This is a genomic window from Cyanobium sp. BA20m-p-22 (genome assembly GCF_024346275.1).
In the GTDB taxonomy this organism is placed as follows: domain Bacteria; phylum Cyanobacteriota; class Cyanobacteriia; order PCC-6307; family Cyanobiaceae; genus Cyanobium_A.
In genome coordinates, this window is record NZ_JAGQCQ010000007.1 from 16,039 (window position 1) to 32,869 (window position 16,831).

Consider the following 16,831-nt stretch of genomic DNA (forward strand, 5'->3'; position numbering starts at 1 on the left):
CGTCGGCAGCCATCATCGGCCCGCTGGCGATACGCTCCGCCGATGGGATCTATCTGCGCCATCGCCCGCTCTCTGCCCCTGTGGGCTGGCTTGGCGGCTGTCCTGGTGGGGGGTTGCCGGTCCCAGGATGGGGCGGCAAAGCGGTTGCCCCAGGTCCAGAGTGAGCGGATTGGGACCGCTTCCTTCCAGGCCAGTTTCGACACGCTGAGCACCCTTGAGGCTGCGGCCGAAGTCAACCTGGCGGCCCAGGCCGGCGGGCGGATCCAGCGGCTGCTGGTGCGCCAGGGCGACACGGTGCGGCCGGGCCAGTTGCTGCTGGTGCTCGACCAGGCCCAGCTGCGGGCGGAGGTGGCCAGCCTGCGCGCCCAGATGCAGACCAACCAGCTCAATTACCAGCGCTACCAGGAGCTGGCTCGCCAGGGGGCCGCCAGCGCGCTGCAGAGGGATGAATTCCGCCAGGCTTACATCGCCGCCCGCGAAGCCCTGGTGGCCCGGGAAGCCGACCTGGCCTTCAAGGATCTAAGGGCTCCGATCGCCGGCACCGTGGCCGATCTGCGGGTCAAGCAGGGAGATGTGATTCAGCCAGCGGCGGTGCTTACCCGTCTGATCAGCAACGACCGCCTGCTGGCCCGCATTGATGTCCCCGCCGCCTATGCCGACCGGGTGAGGTTGGGGCAGCGGGTGCTGCTGCTCGATCCCGCCCGCTCCGAGCCGCTGGCCCAGGGGCAGGTGAGCTCGGTAGATCCAGGCGTGAGCGCCCCAACCCAGACCCTGCTGGTTAAAGCGGCCTTCGCCAATCCCCAGGGCCGTCTGCGCAACGGCCAGCGCAGTCGCACCCGCCTGGTGCTGGACCAGCGTGAGCAGCTGGCGGTGCCCTTTGCGGCGGTGACCCAGCTGGCGGGCCAGTCGTTTGTCTATGTGGTGGGCAGCCTTGCCCAGCTGGAACGGCAGCCGGGCAAGGCCCCCTTGGCCGAGTTGCGCAAACAGCCGCCCGGTTCCCTTTTCGCCCTGCAGACTCCGGTGCAACTGGGCGAGCTGCAGGGCACTCTCTACCCGGTACGGCGCGGTGTGCAGCCGGGAGATCGGGTGATCACCGCGGGCCTGCTCAACCTGCGCCACGGGGCACCGGTGCGTCTTGCGGCCAACCCTGGATCAAACGGTTCCTGAACAGGGCACATTCCTGCTGTTCCGCTAATTTGCTGGCTACTGCTCTTGCGTTGTGTTTCGCGCGGTCCCGGCGCTCTCGTTTGTGGCCCTGCTACTTGTTGCCTGTGGCAGCAAGCCCCAGGCCAGGCAGCCCTTGGCAGTCCAGACCGAAACCATCGGCGAGGCCAGTTTCAGCCCCTCGATCCAGGTAATCAGTCAGCTCAGTTCCACCACCGACGTGGCCTGTATGGACGTCATCAATGTATGGATGATCGTTGTGGCCATGAACATTCCCAGCACGATGCCCGGGAGGCTGCCGATCTCAGGGCAGCGCGAGAGCTGGGGTGTCGTTGGATAGCTGCTTAAGAGGATTCCGGCCGCTGCTGCTCCGGCCAGTAGCACCCATTTCGCATGTTTCCAGCTCATCTGACGGGCCAATCCTCGACGTCACCGTGTTGGCGGCGGATGTGGCCGTGATGCCAGCTCCAGCGCCAGGGCTCCACAGCGCGAGCCGTCTGCAGATCGGGTCGGTCGGCCAGGCACACGGGGATGAACTCGGTGGCGTAGCTGAAGGCCGGATCACGGATCGATTGGTTGAGCACGAGACTGCCTTCCTCGCCTGAAATCGAGCGGTGGTACGTGCCCACCGGAATTTCAAGTGCCCCCATGGCCCGTTCCAGCGCGATCACGTGGTGGGGCTGATCCCAGGCCGGGTTGAGCAGGATGAAGGTGCGCTGGCCTTGCAGCACTAGGTTGTGATCCACCTGGTGTTGATGCACGTAGTACTGCTCCGCCCCGTCGTGATCTGGCGGTGAGATGGCAGGCCCGTGGTGCACCACCACATCGGTGCCGTTGCTGTGCGGCACGCTGGCATCGAAGAAGCACACCTGCGGCGTTTCGCGAAACAGGTGGATCGGAATGAATTGGAGGCGCATCGAGCCACTCCTGGCTACGCCTTCTCTAGCAATGGTGCTGGCTGCTGCCCCCCTCAGGGCGTGGGTGCTTGCAAACGCTGGCCGGGCCTGATCGCCGTGGGAGGCGAAGGGTGGCGCCGGGCCGGTTCCCAGATCCGCACCTGCAGCGGCCCCTGCTCCTTCGGCGTGAAACGGGTGAGCCAGCCCGAGCTCCAGGTGATCTCCACCTCGCCGTTGTCCAGCCGCCAGGTGCCCCCAGCCAGCGCATCAATGGCGTTGAAGGCCAGGCCGTTCGACATCAGGCTCACGGTGGTGACCGGCTGATCCGCCTGGGCTGGCTGGATCCGGTAGACCCCCACCGCGGCGGCCACGGCTCCCCTCAGCTGCACCGCCTTGCCGACGTTGCTGGGAGGGTCGAGGCGGCTCGCCCCCGGCGCCCACGACCACTGCTCCGGGCCAGCCGGGCCGGTGAGGATCGCATCGCTCCAGCCATCGCTGTAGTCGATGCGCACCCCGTTGCCCCAGGGGGTCCAGCGCCCCTGCTCGTAGAGCTGGTTGGCACCGAGGTGGCTGCTGCCGCCCACGGGTACCCCCTCGGTGCCCGTGGTGCTGATGGCCTGGCCATCGGCGCTGAGGCGCACGTTGAAGAGGTTGTTGGCGTTGTCCACCAGGGCCCAGACGCCTGAGTAGCGCTGGCGTTGCTGCTGCTGTTCGGCGGCGAGCGTGCGATGGGCTGGCGGTTCTGCGGCCTGCAAGGCCCCAGGGGCTGGGGCTGCAAGCAGGAGCAGGAGGGGCAGATGCCGCAACCGGTGCGGCATGGCTCGAACGGTCAGCGTTGGTAGGGCTGTCATGGCGCAGGCTGCCGATCGAATTCGATGATGTAAGCCACCGGTCGCTGGGCGCGCACCAAGCTCAGTTGGGTGGGATCGTTGGGTAGATCGTTCCAGGTGGCTGGGGCCTTGGAGCCGGCCACGCGGAAGAGGTGGCCGTAATCTTCGATCTGCTCGAGGTTGTTGGGTTTGCCCGCTGCCCAGTTGGCATAGGCCAGGGGCTCACCGCTGATCCACTGCCAGCCGCCCTTGGGTTCCTGCGCCTGGTGGCGAATCTGCACCAGGCCGATCCAGGGGCCGACGGCGTCGGTCTGTCCTTGGCGGAGGCTGGTGGTCCAGACGCGGGGTTGATTGGAGATCAACGACCAGACGAACAGGTTTTCTTCGGCCGAAGTGAGCGTGGCCAGATACCCCCCGCGGGCGCTGGCGGCCGCCTTGGCCTCCACCCAGGTGATGCCCTCGGGCACCACCGCCACCTCATAGAAGTGGCCATTGCCACTCCAGCGCACCGGCTCCGCCTGGGCCGGGGCGGCCAGCAGGGCCGTTGCCCCCAGGAGCGTGAGTGTCGCCACCATCGAACGCATCGTTCCTTCCGCCGTGGATCTGCCGACTGCTTAGCAAGCCTGAATCGCCCTGTCAGCCGCGCGGAACTGGATGCTATAGCTGCCCTGATCCCGCGCAGCACTCTGGCCTAAGCGATCGGCAACGGTCGGAGCGATTGTCAACACGGTGGGGTGGTTTGACTTCGCCGTCGATGGCTACTTCGCCAAGGAGCTCGGCGGGGCCTCCTTCCCGGAGGATGGGCCGTCGCTGCAGCTGCTGAGTGCCTTCGCGGTGTTTGCGGTGGGCTATCTGATGCGGCCGGTGGGTGGGTTGCTGTTGGGGCCGATCGGCGATCTGGTGGGGCGGCGCGCGCTGCTGCTGGTGAGCGTGGCGGTGATGGCGGCCTGCAGCCTGGGCATTGCCCTGCTCCCGCCCGCCAGCCAGTGGGGCCCCAGCTCCGCCGTGCTGCTGGTGCTGCTGCGCCTGCTGCAGGGCCTCTCGGTGGGCGGTGAGTTCACCGGCTCGGTGGTGGCCCTGGTGGAGACGGCTCCACGCCAGCGGCGCGGCCTCACCGCCAGCTTTGCCAGCGCAGGGGCCGTGCTGGGTTTTGTGGGGGGATCGTTGGCGGCGGCGCTGATCCATCTCTGGCTCGATCCGCCGGCCGTGCAGCAGTGGGGCTGGCGTGTTCCGTTCGTGCTGGGCGCCGCGCTGGGGATCTGGGCCCTGAGCCTGCGCACCCACCTTGAGGAAACACGGCCGGGTCAGGCGCCAATCGGCCTGGCGGCCCACCTGGCTGAGCTGCGTGGCCAGTGGCCGGCGATGGGGCGGCTGATGGCGGCGGTGGCGCTCTCTGCGGTGAGCTTCTACGCGGCCACGGTGTTTGCCGTGCAGGAGGCGTCGACGCGGCTGCCGGCGTTGGCCGCCAGCTTCAATGCGATCACCACCCTCAACCAGGCGATCGGGGTGGGCTTGATCCTGCTGGGCGGCCATCTGGCGGATCGCGGCGCGCCGGTGGCGCTGGCGCGGCGCCTCAGCCTGCTGCTGGCCGTGGGCGTGCTGCCGGGGATGCTGCTGATCGCGGCGGGCCCACCGCTGGCCTTTGCGGTGGGCCAGTTGATCGTGCTCGTGCCGCTGATGCTCTACCTGGGTGTCTACCCCTCGCTGTTGCCCGGTCTGTTTCCGGCGGCCCAGCGCTGCAGTGCCTTCTCCCTGTCCTACAGCCTGGTGACGGCGGTGCTCGGCGGCACCCTGCCCCTGATCGCCACCTGGCTGGAGGTGAGCCTGGCCCTACCGCAGGGGCCGGCGCTGTATGGCCTGATCTGGGCCGTGCCCACCCTGCTGGCCTACCGCCAGCTGGAGCGCCATCTGCTGCTGGACTGGCAGGGCTGAGGCTTCAGGGTGCTGCTGGCCCATCCCGTCTGGGTGCGCCCCGTTGGGTCCACCTAGATTTTTCATGCCAGTCCCGGTTGGGCCCCATGGACTCCAGCCCGACCCAGCCCAAGCCGATCAGCCGCGACGAGATCAGCTCCGGCGCCCTGTCGCGGCAGCGGAGGGCCCGCTTGCTCGTGCAGCGCATCCTGGAGCGCCTGCAGGCTCCCCAGTTGCCAGCGGCGGAGCCCGATGACCCGCTGGCCCGCCAGCTCGCCGGGGTGCGCCGCCGCGCCGCAGCCCCCAGGAAGGCCATCCAGGCCGGCGACCTGCTTCAGGGTGCCGAGCGCTGGCTGGATCTGCTCCCCAGCGAGCCGCTCCTGCGCGAGGAGGTGCTGGCGCAGCTGCAACAGCGCGTTGGCTTGCAACCGAACGAGGCCGCTGCCCTGCAGCGGTTGGCCGCTCCCCGAACCCGGCGGTGGATCCCGTGGCGGCCCACCTTCCAGCTCCAGACGCCGGCGGCCTGGCCCGTGGGGGTGAAGCTCGGCGGTGTGATGCTCCTGTTCTCGCTGGTGCCGGCCCTGCTCGTGGGCAACGTGGGGGCCTGGCTGGCCGAGGGGCAGGCCGAGCAGGCCCTCAAAAAACAGCTGCAGGGGATCGCCGCCACGGTGGCCGGACGGCTGGACGAGAACCTCAGCGAGTACGGCAAGCTCATGCTTTACCTCGCCAGCAACCCGGCGGTGATCCGCATGGCGGGGGCCTCTGCCGGGGAGCGCCAGCGGCTGGAGCTGGAGGTGCTGGGCTTGCTGGATCGCCTGCAGGCCAGCCACGCGGATGCCGCTTTCATCTACCTAATCGATCGGACTGGCCGCTGCTTCGCCTCCTCCGATCGCAAGTTGATCGGCCACGACTACAGCTTCCGCACCTATGTGCAGCAAGGGCTCCGGCAGGAGGCCTACATGAGTGGCATCTACTACCCCGTGAGCACCACCAATCCGCGGGCGACGGTGTCGATCGCCCGCCCGATCCGTGAGGGCCGCACGGTGGTTGGTGTGGCGGTGGTGGGCACCTACTCCCTGGCTGAATCCAAGGCCCTCGATCTGAAAACCGGCCTCACCGCCCTGGTGCTGGAACACGATGGGGTGATCGCTTCCTCCAATGATTCCCGCCTGGCCATGGGGATTCTTGGCCCTGACGATGGGCAGGCGGAGGCCCGCCGCCGGCGCATCAGCCGTAACGACGGGATCGACCAGGGCCAACGCTTCCGGCGCCTGCTCACCTATCACCCGGTTTCCGCTTCGCTGCAGCCCTTGCTGGCTTCGACCGAGGCCGGCGTCGGTGCCGGGGCGATCGATGGGCAGGAGGTGGTGGCCGCCTGGCAGCCGCTGGACGCCTATGGCGCCAAGGCGGTGGTGATGGAGTCGCAGCAGGAGCAGCGCCAGGCGATCCGGGCCGTGCAACAGCGGGTGATGCTGCTCACCTCGCTGCTGGGGCTGCTCGCCACCGGGGGGGCCGTGGTGGCCAGTCGGAGAATCTCCCGCCCCCTGCGCAGCCTCACCCAGGCCGCTGCCCAGCTGGAAACCGACCAGCCTGTGGAGGAGGAGCAGCTCAGCGCCGTGATCCGCCGCAAGGACGATCTCGGGGTGCTGGGCCGGCAGCTGCTGCAGGCCGCGCGGGAGAGCCTCAAGCGGCAGGCCAGCTTGCGGGCCCAGGTGGCGGCCTTGCATATCAAAGTCGATCAGAAACAGCGGGATCGGGATGTTGCTGTCATCGTGGACAGCGAGTTCTTCGGAGCCATGAAGGCCGCGGCTGCCCAGCTCCGTGCCCAGCGTCAGCGCCCCCGCCTCGACGCCGTCGCCCCAGCCCCACCGATCGACCGCAACGCCCCCCGGACGCGCCGAGACCATGAGCTTGATCGTTTCCGTGCACTCGTTCCGGGGCGGCACCGGCAAGAGCAACACCACGGCCAGCCTCGCCGTGGTGTTGGCCCAGCAGGGAAAGCGGGTGGCGATCGTCGACACCGATATTCAGTCGCCCGGGCTGCATGTGCCGTTTGGCTTCGGGGCGGAAGACCTCCACCGCTCGATCAACCAGTTTCTCCACGGGGAATGCGGCATCGCCGAGGTGGCCGTGGATGTGTCCGAACGGATCGGTGCCCTGCCGGAGGGCGGGGCGCTGCTGCTGGTGCCGGCCAGCATCAAGGCCAGTGAGATCACCCGCGTGCTGCGGGAGGGCTACGACGTGGGCCTGCTGCAGCAGGGCTTCCAGAGCCTGCTTGATGACCTGGAGCTCGATGTGCTGATCATCGACACCCATCCCGGGCTCAACGAGGAAACGCTGCTCTCGCTCACCCTCTCCGACGTGCTGCTGCTGGTGCTGCGTCCCGATCAGCAGGACTTCCAGGGCACGGCCGTCACCGTGGAGATCGCCCGCCTTCTGGAGGTGCCCGACATGCTGTTGATTCTCAACAAGTTGCCGTCGCAGATGGATGGTGAGGCCGTGCGCCAGCAGGTGGAATCGACCTATCGCGTGCCGCTCGGGGCCTGCCTGCCGATGGATGAGGGCATCGCCATGAACGCCTCGAGCCGCCCCTTCGTTCTGGCCCAGCCCGAGCACCCCTGGAGCGAGCGGGTGCGTCAGCTGGCCCACCGCGTTCTCGCGGGCCCCTGAGAACGTGAGCGCAGCCCCCCATGCCTGCGACCCGTTGCTGACGGCTGACTGCCAGCAGATGCTGGTGCGGCTGGAGCGTGCCGGCGTGCGGGCGGTGCATGAGCTCAGCCCAGAGGCGGCCAGGCGCCAGGGCATGAAGCTGTTCGATCTCGATCGCCGCCAGGGGGAGATGCGGCTGTTGCGGCAGCTGCTGCGCCAGCGGGGTCTCAGCGCCAGCGAGCTGGCGTCAGCCTGCGGTTTCAGTCTGGAGGAGGTGGAGCAGCATCTGGAGCAGATGCTCGCCTCGGGCACCGTGCTCCGCGCAGAGCGGCAGAAAGGAACGGTCACCTGGAGCACCCGGCTCAGCCTGCGGCGCCGCACGCTCAAGCATCCAGATCTGCTGCGCAAACTGGAGCCGGAGGAGGGTCCGGCGGCGGTGCTGCGGCCGCGAGAGACCCTGCTCTCCCGCGAACTGACCCTCACGGGTGGCCTGCGGGCTCGCCTCTACCTTCCCCCCTCCGCAACGGGAGAACCGCTGCCGGTGGTGCTGTTCGCCCACGGCGGTGGCTGGGTCACCGGCAGTGTCGATACCCACGACAGCCTCTGCCGCACCCTCTGCCAGGGCTCCGGCTGGGCATTTCTGAGCGTGGACTACCGCCTGGCCCCCGAACATCCCTGGCCGGCGGCGCCGGACGACATGGCCACAGCCCTGCACTGGCTGCATGAGCACGGCGCCAAGCTGGGCGTCAACCCGGAGCGGCTGGCCCTGATGGGCGACTCGGCCGGCGGCAACCTGGCCCTGGTGAGTGCTCTGCAGGCGCGCGCCGCCGGATGGCCGCTGCCGCTGCTGCTGGTTTTGATCTGCCCGACGGTGGATCCCTCCATGGCCTGCCCCTCCTGGCGCGAACTGGCGGATGCTCCCTTCCTGAGTGCCGCCGACATGCGCTGGTACTACGGCCACTACGCGCCGGATCCCGACGACTGGCGCGCCGCACCCCTCCGCGGCGACCTGCGGGGTCTGCCGCCGACCCTGGTGATCAGTGCCATGCACGACATCCTGCGCGATGAGGCGCTGCTCCTGGGCCAGCGGTTGGAGCAGGAGGGCGGCACCGTGTGGCAGCGACCGGTGGCCGGCGTGTTCCACGATTTCGTGCTGTTTGGACAGGCGATCGCTGCAGCCCACCAGGAGCAGGAGGAGATTGGGCGATTGCTGCGCGAAACAGCCGCCGCATCGGCCTGATTGCCAGCCTGAGGCCTCAGGGCGCCACCCGCACCTCCGAGCCGGAGAGGGCGGTGGGCTGGCTGCCCGGCGCTGCCGTGATCGTGTAGACGAAGCGGCTGCCATCCGGGCTGATGAAGCTGGTGGCCTTCTGGCCGTCGGGGTAGGTGGCCGTGCCGATGCAGTCGGCGCTGACCCGGTAGGTGGCCTTCTCCACCCCGCCGGAGCCATCGGAGCCGCGATAGCTCAGCACGATGCCGCCCTGGCCGTCGTACACCTCGCGGCCGCTCTCGGCGTAGGGCTTGCCGTTGAGCACGCCACTTTCGTTGTAGAGATAGGTGCCCTTGAGGGTGGCGTTGCTGCAGGGCAGGGGGGTGGCCGATGCGGCGCTGGCGCCGGCCAGCAGCAACGCGATTAGGGGGAGCCGGGCGATCCGGAGGTGATGGGGCAGTCGGGCGGGCATGGGTTGGCGGTGCATGGGTCGGCAGGATCAGCCCAGGCTGGTGAAATCAGGCGTGAGTGGGTTGAATCCTTTGTAGGGGTGGATATGCAGCTTGATCATGGAAAAGACCAGGGCTGTGCATAGGCACCAGAGCACGATGGCCGTGATCGCCGTGTGGCGATTGGCACGATGCACGGCGCCAAGTGTGACGTTGGAAACCAGCGTCAGCAGATAGATGAAAGCCCACTTTCTCGCATAGCCCAGATTCGATTGGCTTCCGATCGAGAGGCGTTGCTCCCGGGCTGCTTCGAGCTGCTTGATTTCGGTGAGGATCTCCGCCGCCATGGCTTTGGTGGTGCAGAGGGATCCGGGCTCCCGCACGGTGCAGGCGCCAGCGTCGATCGTCCAGGCGCGCCTGTAGAGGTTGGAAAGGGTTTGATCGATCTCTGGAACGCGCCGCATGTTGTACTCCCTGCCCCATTCGCCCTGCTCAACCAGCTGGATGTATGACGAGAGTTCGCCCTTCAGCTCGCTCGCGAGTGCGGGGGATGTCGCCGCGATGATCCCAAGCCTGCTCAGGGCTGTCGCTTCGTTCTGCAGGGCGGCTGCCGCTGCCGATGTGTTTTGCCACACGGACGACGCCATGAAGGCCAGCAGCAAGGCCAGGACCGTAATGGGGACACCCACGTAGGGCCCCACCAAGGGCTTGTTGATCAGGTGGTCGAACAGTCTGGTCTTGAAAACAATCAGGTAGGCGGCAAGCCCGAGGGCCGCGCTGACGATCAGCGCAAGGATGACCGGCCCAAGGCCGAAGTTCGGGAAGAAATACAGCATCGTTCGGGGCTGATGGATCCGGCCTCAACCGCACCAGCGCCCATGGTGGCCAGGCTGGGGCCACTGGTCATCCGTTCACGGCTCATCCGTTTGAGAGGGCCTGTTCAGTTGCACGGAATCAGGCAGAGATGGTGGGCCTCGGCGCTGGGCACCACTTCAAGAGTGATGCGCTGATCGAAGCTGGCGAAGCGGCCGCCCTGGCTGGCGGCCAGGGCCAGTAGATAGGCATCGGTGATCTGGCGCGGGCCCAGCAGCCGCTCCCAGCGGATCAACCCCTCCTGCAGCAGGCTGATCGGCTCCGGCCAGAACGCATGGCTGGCATGGCTGCAGGCTTCCGCTAGGCGTGCGGCCACCAGGGCAGCTGGCTGTGCATTGGGGTAAGCCGGTTGGGCCATGATCCGCACCACGCCGTTCTCGGTGATCGGGCAGGTGGCCCAGCCGTGCTCGAGTTGCTGCTCCAGCCAGCGGGTGGCGGGCCGATGCAGCAGATGGCCCTGATCCAGCAGAGCGATCAGCACGTTGATGTCGAGCAGGGCCCGGCCCATCAGAGGCCGGCCTCATCCCGCAGCTGATCGATCTGCTCATTGGTCACCACCACCTCAGCCCGGGCCTGGAAGGGGCGAAATCCAGCCACGCTGGGTGGTGCCCCGGCCGCAGCCGGGCCCGTGGAGGGTGCGCCGCTGAGCGCAGCTCGCAACAGGCGCGACACCACCTGGCCCGCCGTGGTGCCCTGGCGGCGTGCCAGCTCCCGGGCGGCTGCCAGCACATCGTCTTCGATGTCGAGCGTGGTGCGCATAGCGGACAGGTTACATCACAGCATCAACACATCACTGCATCAAAGGGGGCGCTGCTTGCGCTGCTCGGCCGATCCCGGGGCGAAGATGGCCCCGCTGGTGCTGCAGGTTCAGGTGCTGATTGCTCCTCTGATCTCCTTGCCCCTGCCCCATGCCCACCTACAGGGCACGCTGCTGCCACGCGGTTTCTTTCTTGGCCTTGGGCTGATCTACCTGGCTGCCCTGGCCGTGGATCGCCTGGCAGCAAAGTGGCGGTTGCCAGGGGCGGCCGCCGTGCTGCTGCTGGGCCTGGTGATTCCCACGGAGTGGTTGACCCAGGCCCAGCCCCTCGGCCCGCTGCAGGTGGAAACCCTGCACCGGGTGAGCCTGGCTCTGCTGATCTTCTACGCCGGTCTCAAGACCGACCTGCGCCGCATCCGTGGCATGACCGCGGCAGGCCTGCGGCTGGGCTGTGGTGGTGTGTTGATCACCGTGGCGGTCGCGGCTCTGGCGCTCCTGTTGCTGGCGCCTCTGGTTCCAGGTGGTGTGCCGCCGGCCGCCGCGGTGCTGGCGGTGTGCTGCCTGGGGGCCACCGACAGCGGCGCCATCGAGGACCTGCTGGGGGCGCTGGGCCATTCCATCCGCGGCCGCCTGAGCCATCTGCTGCAGTTCGAGGTGGCGGTGAGCACGGTGGTCACCTTGCTGGTCTTCGGGTTGGTGGCCGGTCTGCTGCAGGCCCAGCCCCATGGCGACCATCAGGCCCTGCATGGGCTGTTGGCCAGTCGCCTGCCAGAGCACCTGGGAGCTCTGGGGTTGCATCTTCTGGCCGGCCTGCTGGCCGGGCTGGTCGTGGGCGTCGTGGCGCCGCGCCTGATCGATGCCCTGGTGCGCTCCGAGCCCATGTTGCTGCTGGTGGCGGTGGCGCTGGCCTTTGTGGCCTTCGGCTTCGGCCAGCTGCTGGGGGGTGGTGGGCTGCTGGCGGTGTTCGTTGCCGGGGTGTTGCTCTCCAATGGCCGCTACCGGATCGGTCGCTTTGAGCAGCAGGCCCTGGGCCGGGTGATGCATCCGCTGAACACCGCCGCCGAAATCACGGTGCTGCTTTTGCTCGGTCTGCTGGTGAAGCCCGCCGCGCTGCTCACGGTGCTGCCGCTCGGGCTCGCGCTGGCGATGGTGCTCCCCCTGGCGCGGCTGCTGGCGGTGTGGGCAGTGATGCCGGCGCCCCCTTTTTCCTGGAGGGATCGCCTGGTCGTTGCCGGTTGCGGTCTGCGGGCGGCGGTGCCCCTGGCGCTGGCGGTGTCGATGACGGAGGAACTGCCGCATCTGCGCGGCGTCGCGCCGGCGCTGGCGGAACCCCTGGGAGCGCAGCTGCTGGCATTGCTGTTCGTGGTGGTGCTGGCGGATCTGTTGCTGCAGCCCCTGTTGATGCGCCGTCTGCTGCCGTTCAGCCCCGAGGCGTCTCCGCCTTGAACGGCGAGTTGACCACCAGGCCGGTGATGCCCAGCTGCTCGCGCCACTCGGCCAGGGGGCGATCCCAGCCCTGCTCCCAGCGCTGGGCCAGCAGCGGTGCACTCACTCGGCCCAGCTCCAGGCCGTAGGCCGTCGCCTGCCCCACGTCCACTTCGCTGGCGGCCGGACCTTCCAGGCAGCGGTTCAGTAGATCGGCCCCCAGCAGCATGGCGCTGCCGGGCCAGCGCAGCTGCATCACGTTGACGGCGCTCATCGCCGCTTCCCCTGCCGCTGTGGGCGGGCAGCCGCACACCACATGCCAGAGGTCGTGGGTGTGGCGCACGCGCTGGTGCAGCCAGGTGTCGTCGCCATCGCTGCCGGCCTGCAGCAACGGATCGGGCAGTGGCTGGCTGCCGGCACCGGCGAACCAGCTGGCGTAGGCGTGGCCGAGGCTTTCCTCAGGCAGCCCCAGCAGCTCCGCCTGGCTGGGCCAGCGCCCCCAGTAGCGCTCGCGGATCAGCGGTGCGATCGCCGGGTTGCGGCGCAGGGCGGCGCGGGCGGCCTCCGCCACCGGCGTGGCATAGCTGCGGGTGAGTAGATCGAAGCCGTGGCCCAGGTCATCGGGGTGGGCCGCCAGGGCCGAGAGATCGGTGGCGAGGTGCAGCAGCTGGCGGCGGAGGGAGGAACGCATGGCAGGGGAGGCAGCGGAAGGCGATGCCCTCCGAGGCGAGTGGCTGGGGCGCCGAAAAGGGGCGAAAGGGCATTTCGATCCAGGCGATGGCTGGTGGCCCAAGTGGGCTCGACTCCGATTGGCACTGACCACCTTGCCCCTTGGTCAGCGCGACCTTCGCTATCCCCATTGGGAGTTCAGCGATCCCACCAGCGGAGACCGGCTGCGGGGCGTGCCCGAGCTCGGTGGCCTGATCAGTGGCTGGCGTTGCGGCGACAGGGAGGGGGTGCGCCCTGATCGGCAGCTGATTCACCAGCCAAAGCGGGGGCATTACCGCCGCCTCGGACAGCACGATCGAGACCTACGCCGAGCAGGCGCTCTACTGAGTTACTGCCCAACCTGGGGCCGCCCAGGCGTGAAACGCCGCTGGCCTAAGCAGGTGGGTGCGATCGGCTTCCCATTGCCGCGTGCGCTGCAGCTGGTTGAACACTGAGCTCTCCTGGCCTCGCTGAGCGCCGCTCTCATCGCCTAGGCGCTCATGCTCAGCCATCGGAGCGGCTGGGGGCGACGGGTTGCCTCAGCCCCGCCAGGTGGGCAGGCCGCCGCTGACCAGGGTGCCGCGATGACGCCAGAGCGCCTCTGGGGTCACAACGATGCCGTGCTCAGAGGCCAGCTTGGCCGCAGCCTCGGTGGAGGCGGTGGCGCCCAGAGCCTGGGCAAAGGCGGAATCGCGCTCCAGCAACTCCTTGAGCTGGTGCAGGGCTGCAGCAGAAGAATTTTCGGCCTGGGAGGCCGGCAGATTAGTGGTGGCCATGGAACCCCCTTCTCGGAGTGATATTTAGTCTAGGAATGGCGGACTGGATCGGGCTCAGTTGTATTCACCTGGAATATTCTCCATCTGCCGGAGGAAGGCCTTCAGCTGATCGAGGCACATGGCTGGCGATCGAGGCTGTCGGTGCGCAGGTCCGTCACCTCTTGGTCCACCTGGGCCAGGCGGTCCAGCACCAGGAGCAGGTCCACAGAGGTAAGTTCGCCGTCAGCGCTCCATTTCAGGCAGGTGCGGCCCAGGCAGTCGTTGAAGTCCATCATGGCGGACCTCCGATTTGTTGTTGGACCCAGTCTCTTCCTTCTGGACCATGGGCGATGCCCCCAAACGGGGGCAATCACCGCCCTGGGTTGATATTCAGAACCAGGCCAGCTGGGCCCCTTCCCGGCTGTTCACCCGCGCCTCGGGAGTACGGCGCTGGAACTCCATCCGGATCGCGCGTTCCTGTTCGCCATCGGCGGCGACGGCGCGGATCGGATAGAGCTGCTGCCCATCGCGGAAGGGCACGTGCACCCGGAAGGTGCCATCGGCCTCAAGGGCGATCTGCTCCTCGCCGATGAACAGGCTGGCGCTCGGTTCGGTGGCGCCGTAGACGATCAGCTCGGCATCGGCCACCAGCCAGAAGGAGCGCTGGCGCTGCAGGCCGCTGCCCGATTCGCTGCGGCCGCTGGCCCACACACCAGCGCCCGAGGCGTTGAGCAGATCGCCCTGATCTTGATTGAAGTCCTGCTCATGCAGCACCTCCGAACCGATGCGGCGACTGCGGGCACTGCCGGCGCTGGCGAGCTGGTACAGCCTTTCGTGCTCCACCCCGCCACTGCCGCCCACGGGCTGGCTGGCCACTCCGATCGGACCCTCCAGCGAGAACGGCACAAACAGATCCGCCACCACCGGACTAGGCCCCTCTGCCGGCACCCGCGCCACCGACGACACCGCCAGCGCCAGCCAGCCGCCGCCGCTGAGGCGGTAGCCGAGCTCAACGCGGTAGTCGCGATCGCTGAGCGGTACCGGCAAGTACCACTCCGTGGCGTTGGCTGGCACCACCAGCTCCTGCAGGGCGTGGGGGTGGCTGGCACCCAGGGGCAGGCCGGTGACATCGGCCACCCGCAGGCAGAGCTGCTGGCCGCCGGCGGCGGCGGCACGCTTGCGGTCAGCGGTGCTGATGCTCCAGAACACGTAGGCCCACTGGGGGTCGCGGGGCAGGAAGGTCACCTGGCTCGGGGCCGCTGAGACAGACACTGCGCTGCTGGTCTTGGCCGGTTCGTTGTGGGCGCTCGCTTCCTGTTGGGCCTGGGCAAGTGCCTCCACCAGCTCCTTCTTGGCGAGGCGGGTGGAGCTCCGAACGCCGAGGCTGCGGGCCAGTTCACGCAGCTGGGCCACCGTCTTGGTGAACAGGGAAGGATTGGAGGACGGAGAGGTCATGACGCCGCTGCTTCACATTCCTTAAGAATCGCAGGATTACCCCTGCCAGGGCCCGCTCTGTCAGCAGATGGGGATCCCGCTAGGATTGGTCCAGCTGCCGGTAATGCTGGCCAATTCGTTGCTGTAGCAGCCATTTCGAGGCATCTGGTGCCGCGAGGGCTGGCCTCCCTGTCAGACGCCTTAACCAGGAAAGCGTGACAATTGGTCAGTGGACGCAAGCAACACAACCAGCTGCACGCGCCCGCTGGCCGCCGATCTGTGAACGCCTGTAAGGGCGGCCTTCGATGCAGGCTCGCGAGGCTTTGGATGGAACTGCACCCTTCCCGGGGATGGGATGGCTTGCGATGGTTTGAGTCTTGGGGAACTGGAAGCCCAGAACCCCCTCTATTGCAAGGCGATGCGCATCCTGGTGCGCGATGGCGTCACGATCAACAAGGCCCGCCGCACGGTCTGCTGGCAGAAGTTGGAGATCCTCAACCACTGCCTGCCGCGCCAGTACCGCGAGCCGGAGCAGCTCTATCTGCACCTCAAACGTGATCAGCTCACAGCCGCCGGCAGTCGCTGAAACTGATAGCCCAGGCCGCGGGGGGTGCAGCCCGGCGGAACCAGACGAACCTGGAACTCCCCGGTCCGCACTCCTGGCCAAATGCCCCACAGAGCAGGCCGGTTCAAGCGTTCAGAAGCGGCGCCCACGGGCCGTGAGCCGGTAAAGATCGGGGCGGCGCTGCTGGCTGGTGGGGATTGCCTGGCGGGCCAGGGCCACCTCCGGTGGTGGTGTTGAAGGCGGCGGGGCAGGCGATCACGGCGGCGCCCAGCTGCTGCTGCATCAGTAGGGCCAGCCCCAAAGCAGATGTTGTAACAGATCAGCAGACCCAGATTCGGCGGCTGGGCCAGCCCGGTGGCCAGCGGGTCACCGGCCCCGTCAAGCACTGTCAGCCGGTTGCCGCCCGTGAGGCTGTCGGATTCGCGGAAGCGAATGCCGCCGGGCACATCCACATCGAAGAGATGCACTTTGCGGTGTTTGGCAAGCAGACGGCCGTCGGGATCGATCACGGTGGCGGTGTTGTGGAGCCGCCCGTCGGAACCGCTCTCGGGAATCGAGCCGGCGATCACACTCACGCCATGGCGCATCGCCAACCGCGCCACCATCGCCAGCGAAGCGGGCAGCCGCATAGGGGCATTCCAGATCTCCGGCAGCATCAGCAGCTTCGGGTTGGGGGTTCCGGCCGGAGGCTGAAGCGCGCGCTCCAGCCAGGCTTCGGCGGCGCGCCGGTTGGTGGCGGGGTCTGCTCCGGGCTGCAGCTGCACCAGGGCCAGCGGCAGCAAGGTGCCGGGCGATGGTTGTCCCTCGGCCATGCACGCCTCCGGTGCTGTTGCCTCCAGCGGCGAAGGGGTGGAGGTAGGTGGTCGACGTGAGGCCCAGGTTGGCCGGCACGTCAAGGCCGAAACGCCCCCAGATCACTGCGGCGGGTTCGAGTGCACCACGCCGCCGAGGCTCAAGGGGAAATCGCGGCTGTTGCGGGTGGCAAGGGTGAGGCGATGGCAGGTGGCCGTAGCCAGGATGATCGCGTCGGGCACTTTGAGCCCGTGCCGCTGGCGCAGCTGCACCGTTTCCCGGGCAATCGCCTGATCGAGCGCGATGCGAGGAAAGCTCTCCAGCCAGGGTTCGAGCTGCTCGGCTTCCCCATCCCGGCTGCCCACAAGCACCTCGATCCAAGTAATCACGCTGATGGCGCTCTGGGGCTGTTG

At 68.0% G+C, this 16,831-nt stretch carries 21 protein-coding genes and 1 pseudogene; 9 read left to right on the forward strand and 13 right to left on the reverse strand.

Annotated elements, in window-relative coordinates:
- The first annotated feature begins 42 nt into the window (after positions 1 to 42).
- Together KBZ15_RS01250 and KBZ15_RS01255 are read left to right on the forward strand one after the other, a co-directional pair.
- Positions 43 to 1,167, forward strand: coding sequence for an efflux RND transporter periplasmic adaptor subunit (locus KBZ15_RS01250; RefSeq protein WP_255012764.1), 1,125 nt, complete (start codon positions 43 to 45; stop codon positions 1,165 to 1,167).
- A 52-nt stretch (positions 1,168 to 1,219) separates the two neighbouring features.
- Positions 1,220 to 1,504 (forward strand): hypothetical protein, encoded by a 285-nt coding sequence (locus KBZ15_RS01255; RefSeq protein WP_255012765.1) that lies wholly within the window; start codon positions 1,220 to 1,222, stop codon positions 1,502 to 1,504.
- A gap of 64 nt (positions 1,505 to 1,568) precedes the next feature.
- Here the strand turns inward: KBZ15_RS01255 and KBZ15_RS01260 are convergent, their stop codons facing one another.
- Genes KBZ15_RS01260 through KBZ15_RS01270 form a run of 3 tightly spaced genes read right to left on the reverse strand, consistent with a single transcriptional unit; the run spans position 1,569 to position 3,474 of the window.
- The gene (locus tag KBZ15_RS01260; RefSeq protein ID WP_255012766.1) at positions 1,569 to 2,081 is read right to left on the reverse strand and encodes a hemagglutinin; all 513 of its coding nucleotides are present in this window, start codon (positions 2,079 to 2,081) and stop codon (positions 1,569 to 1,571) included.
- Between the two features lie 53 nt (positions 2,082 to 2,134).
- On the reverse strand, positions 2,135 to 2,911 hold the full coding sequence (locus KBZ15_RS01265; protein WP_255012767.1) for a hypothetical protein: 777 nt from the start codon (positions 2,909 to 2,911) through the stop codon (positions 2,135 to 2,137).
- Positions 2,908 to 3,474 carry a lectin-like protein gene (locus KBZ15_RS01270; protein WP_255012768.1) on the reverse strand — a complete coding sequence of 189 codons (567 nt, stop codon included), beginning with the start codon at positions 3,472 to 3,474 and terminating at the stop codon, positions 2,908 to 2,910. Before KBZ15_RS01270 ends, KBZ15_RS01265 begins: the two co-directional genes overlap by 4 nt.
- A 133-nt stretch (positions 3,475 to 3,607) precedes the next feature.
- On the opposite strand from KBZ15_RS01270, the gene KBZ15_RS01275 reads away from it, so the two are divergent.
- From KBZ15_RS01275 to KBZ15_RS01290, 4 genes and pseudogenes are all read left to right on the forward strand, one after another.
- On the forward strand, positions 3,608 to 4,822 hold the full coding sequence (locus KBZ15_RS01275; RefSeq protein ID WP_255012798.1) for an MFS transporter: 1,215 nt from the start codon (positions 3,608 to 3,610) through the stop codon (positions 4,820 to 4,822).
- 533 nt (positions 4,823 to 5,355) lie between these two features.
- Positions 5,356 to 6,183: pseudogene (locus KBZ15_RS01280) on the forward strand (cache domain-containing protein); the annotation flags it as partial.
- 523 nt (positions 6,184 to 6,706) lie between these two features.
- The gene (locus KBZ15_RS01285; protein ID WP_255012770.1) at positions 6,707 to 7,471 is read left to right on the forward strand and encodes a MinD/ParA family protein; all 765 of its coding nucleotides are present in this window, start codon (positions 6,707 to 6,709) and stop codon (positions 7,469 to 7,471) included.
- Between the two features lie 4 nt (positions 7,472 to 7,475).
- A complete protein-coding gene (locus tag KBZ15_RS01290; protein WP_255012772.1) occupies positions 7,476 to 8,690 on the forward strand; it encodes an alpha/beta hydrolase in 1,215 nt (404 codons plus the stop codon).
- A gap of 16 nt (positions 8,691 to 8,706) precedes the next feature.
- On the opposite strand, the gene KBZ15_RS01295 is transcribed toward KBZ15_RS01290, so the two are convergent.
- From KBZ15_RS01295 to KBZ15_RS01310, 4 genes are all read right to left on the reverse strand, one after another.
- Positions 8,707 to 9,132: a hypothetical protein gene (locus KBZ15_RS01295; RefSeq protein WP_255012773.1), complete on the reverse strand. Its 426-nt coding sequence runs from the start codon at positions 9,130 to 9,132 to the stop codon at positions 8,707 to 8,709.
- Between the two features lie 27 nt (positions 9,133 to 9,159).
- Entirely contained in the window at positions 9,160 to 9,945 is a 786-nt protein-coding gene (locus KBZ15_RS01300) for a hypothetical protein (RefSeq protein ID WP_255012774.1), read from the reverse strand.
- 104 nt (positions 9,946 to 10,049) lie between these two features.
- Positions 10,050 to 10,490 carry a TA system VapC family ribonuclease toxin gene (locus KBZ15_RS01305; RefSeq protein WP_255012776.1) on the reverse strand — a complete coding sequence of 147 codons (441 nt, stop codon included), beginning with the start codon at positions 10,488 to 10,490 and terminating at the stop codon, positions 10,050 to 10,052.
- Positions 10,490 to 10,741, reverse strand: coding sequence for a hypothetical protein (locus tag KBZ15_RS01310; protein WP_255012778.1), 252 nt, complete (start codon positions 10,739 to 10,741; stop codon positions 10,490 to 10,492). The genes KBZ15_RS01305 and KBZ15_RS01310 overlap by 1 nt, the downstream gene beginning before the upstream one ends.
- 85 nt (positions 10,742 to 10,826) lie before the next feature.
- Between KBZ15_RS01310 and KBZ15_RS01315 the strand changes: the two genes are divergently transcribed.
- The gene (locus tag KBZ15_RS01315; RefSeq protein ID WP_255012780.1) at positions 10,827 to 12,185 is read left to right on the forward strand and encodes a cation:proton antiporter; all 1,359 of its coding nucleotides are present in this window, start codon (positions 10,827 to 10,829) and stop codon (positions 12,183 to 12,185) included.
- On the opposite strand, the gene KBZ15_RS01320 is transcribed toward KBZ15_RS01315, so the two are convergent.
- The gene (locus tag KBZ15_RS01320; RefSeq protein WP_255012781.1) at positions 12,160 to 12,855 is read right to left on the reverse strand and encodes a Coq4 family protein; all 696 of its coding nucleotides are present in this window, start codon (positions 12,853 to 12,855) and stop codon (positions 12,160 to 12,162) included. The two genes, KBZ15_RS01315 and KBZ15_RS01320, sit on opposite strands and share 26 nt — an antisense overlap.
- Before the next feature lie 118 nt (positions 12,856 to 12,973).
- On the opposite strand from KBZ15_RS01320, the gene KBZ15_RS01325 reads away from it, so the two are divergent.
- Positions 12,974 to 13,327 (forward strand): hypothetical protein, encoded by a 354-nt coding sequence (locus tag KBZ15_RS01325; protein ID WP_255012783.1) that lies wholly within the window; start codon positions 12,974 to 12,976, stop codon positions 13,325 to 13,327.
- A gap of 84 nt (positions 13,328 to 13,411) precedes the next feature.
- Here KBZ15_RS01325 and KBZ15_RS01330 read toward each other — a convergent pair whose 3' ends face one another.
- The 3 genes from KBZ15_RS01330 to KBZ15_RS01340 all read right to left on the reverse strand — a co-directional run bounded on the left by KBZ15_RS01330 (position 13,412) and on the right by KBZ15_RS01340 (position 15,082).
- Entirely contained in the window at positions 13,412 to 13,648 is a 237-nt protein-coding gene (locus KBZ15_RS01330) for a Nif11-like leader peptide family natural product precursor (RefSeq protein ID WP_255012785.1), read from the reverse strand.
- Between the two features lie 101 nt (positions 13,649 to 13,749).
- Entirely contained in the window at positions 13,750 to 13,920 is a 171-nt protein-coding gene (locus KBZ15_RS01335; protein ID WP_255012787.1) for a hypothetical protein, read from the reverse strand.
- A 97-nt stretch (positions 13,921 to 14,017) separates the two neighbouring features.
- Entirely contained in the window at positions 14,018 to 15,082 is a 1,065-nt protein-coding gene (locus KBZ15_RS01340) for a DUF4912 domain-containing protein (protein ID WP_255012789.1), read from the reverse strand.
- A gap of 334 nt (positions 15,083 to 15,416) precedes the next feature.
- Between KBZ15_RS01340 and KBZ15_RS01345 the strand changes: the two genes are divergently transcribed.
- Positions 15,417 to 15,647, forward strand: a complete 231-nt coding sequence (locus KBZ15_RS01345; protein ID WP_255012791.1) for a DUF3136 domain-containing protein — start codon at positions 15,417 to 15,419, stop codon at positions 15,645 to 15,647.
- Here KBZ15_RS01345 and KBZ15_RS01350 read toward each other — a convergent pair.
- Together KBZ15_RS01350 and KBZ15_RS01355 are read right to left on the reverse strand one after the other, a co-directional pair.
- Positions 15,620 to 16,522 carry a nitrilase-related carbon-nitrogen hydrolase gene (locus KBZ15_RS01350; RefSeq protein WP_255012793.1) on the reverse strand — a complete coding sequence of 301 codons (903 nt, stop codon included), beginning with the start codon at positions 16,520 to 16,522 and terminating at the stop codon, positions 15,620 to 15,622. The two genes, KBZ15_RS01345 and KBZ15_RS01350, sit on opposite strands and share 28 nt — an antisense overlap.
- An 18-nt stretch (positions 16,523 to 16,540) precedes the next feature.
- The coding region (locus KBZ15_RS01355; protein ID WP_255012794.1) for a PIN domain-containing protein at positions 16,541 to 16,831 on the reverse strand (291 nt) is incomplete at its 5' end.

What these genes read in the sequence shown, in the direction of transcription:
- KBZ15_RS01250 (WP_255012764.1), top strand. Translation starts at nt 43, where the DNA reads ATGGGATCTATCTGCGCCATCGCCCGCTCTCTGCCCCTGTGGGCTGGC.
- KBZ15_RS01260 (WP_255012766.1), bottom strand. Translation starts at nt 2,081, where the DNA reads ATGCGCCTCCAATTCATTCCGATCCACCTGTTTCGCGAAACGCCGCAG.
- KBZ15_RS01265 (WP_255012767.1), bottom strand. Translation starts at nt 2,911, where the DNA reads ATGACAGCCCTACCAACGCTGACCGTTCGAGCCATGCCGCACCGGTTG.
- KBZ15_RS01270 (WP_255012768.1), bottom strand. Translation starts at nt 3,474, where the DNA reads ATGCGTTCGATGGTGGCGACACTCACGCTCCTGGGGGCAACGGCCCTG.
- KBZ15_RS01285 (WP_255012770.1), top strand. Translation starts at nt 6,707, where the DNA reads ATGAGCTTGATCGTTTCCGTGCACTCGTTCCGGGGCGGCACCGGCAAG.
- KBZ15_RS01295 (WP_255012773.1), bottom strand. Translation starts at nt 9,132, where the DNA reads ATGCCCGCCCGACTGCCCCATCACCTCCGGATCGCCCGGCTCCCCCTA.
- KBZ15_RS01300 (WP_255012774.1), bottom strand. Translation starts at nt 9,945, where the DNA reads ATGCTGTATTTCTTCCCGAACTTCGGCCTTGGGCCGGTCATCCTTGCG.
- KBZ15_RS01305 (WP_255012776.1), bottom strand. Translation starts at nt 10,490, where the DNA reads ATGGGCCGGGCCCTGCTCGACATCAACGTGCTGATCGCTCTGCTGGAT.
- KBZ15_RS01310 (WP_255012778.1), bottom strand. Translation starts at nt 10,741, where the DNA reads ATGCGCACCACGCTCGACATCGAAGACGATGTGCTGGCAGCCGCCCGG.
- KBZ15_RS01315 (WP_255012780.1), top strand. Translation starts at nt 10,827, where the DNA reads ATGGCCCCGCTGGTGCTGCAGGTTCAGGTGCTGATTGCTCCTCTGATC.
- KBZ15_RS01320 (WP_255012781.1), bottom strand. Translation starts at nt 12,855, where the DNA reads ATGCGTTCCTCCCTCCGCCGCCAGCTGCTGCACCTCGCCACCGATCTC.
- KBZ15_RS01330 (WP_255012785.1), bottom strand. Translation starts at nt 13,648, where the DNA reads ATGGCCACCACTAATCTGCCGGCCTCCCAGGCCGAAAATTCTTCTGCT.
- KBZ15_RS01335 (WP_255012787.1), bottom strand. Translation starts at nt 13,920, where the DNA reads ATGGACTTCAACGACTGCCTGGGCCGCACCTGCCTGAAATGGAGCGCT.
- KBZ15_RS01340 (WP_255012789.1), bottom strand. Translation starts at nt 15,082, where the DNA reads ATGACCTCTCCGTCCTCCAATCCTTCCCTGTTCACCAAGACGGTGGCC.
- KBZ15_RS01345 (WP_255012791.1), top strand. Translation starts at nt 15,417, where the DNA reads ATGGCTTGCGATGGTTTGAGTCTTGGGGAACTGGAAGCCCAGAACCCC.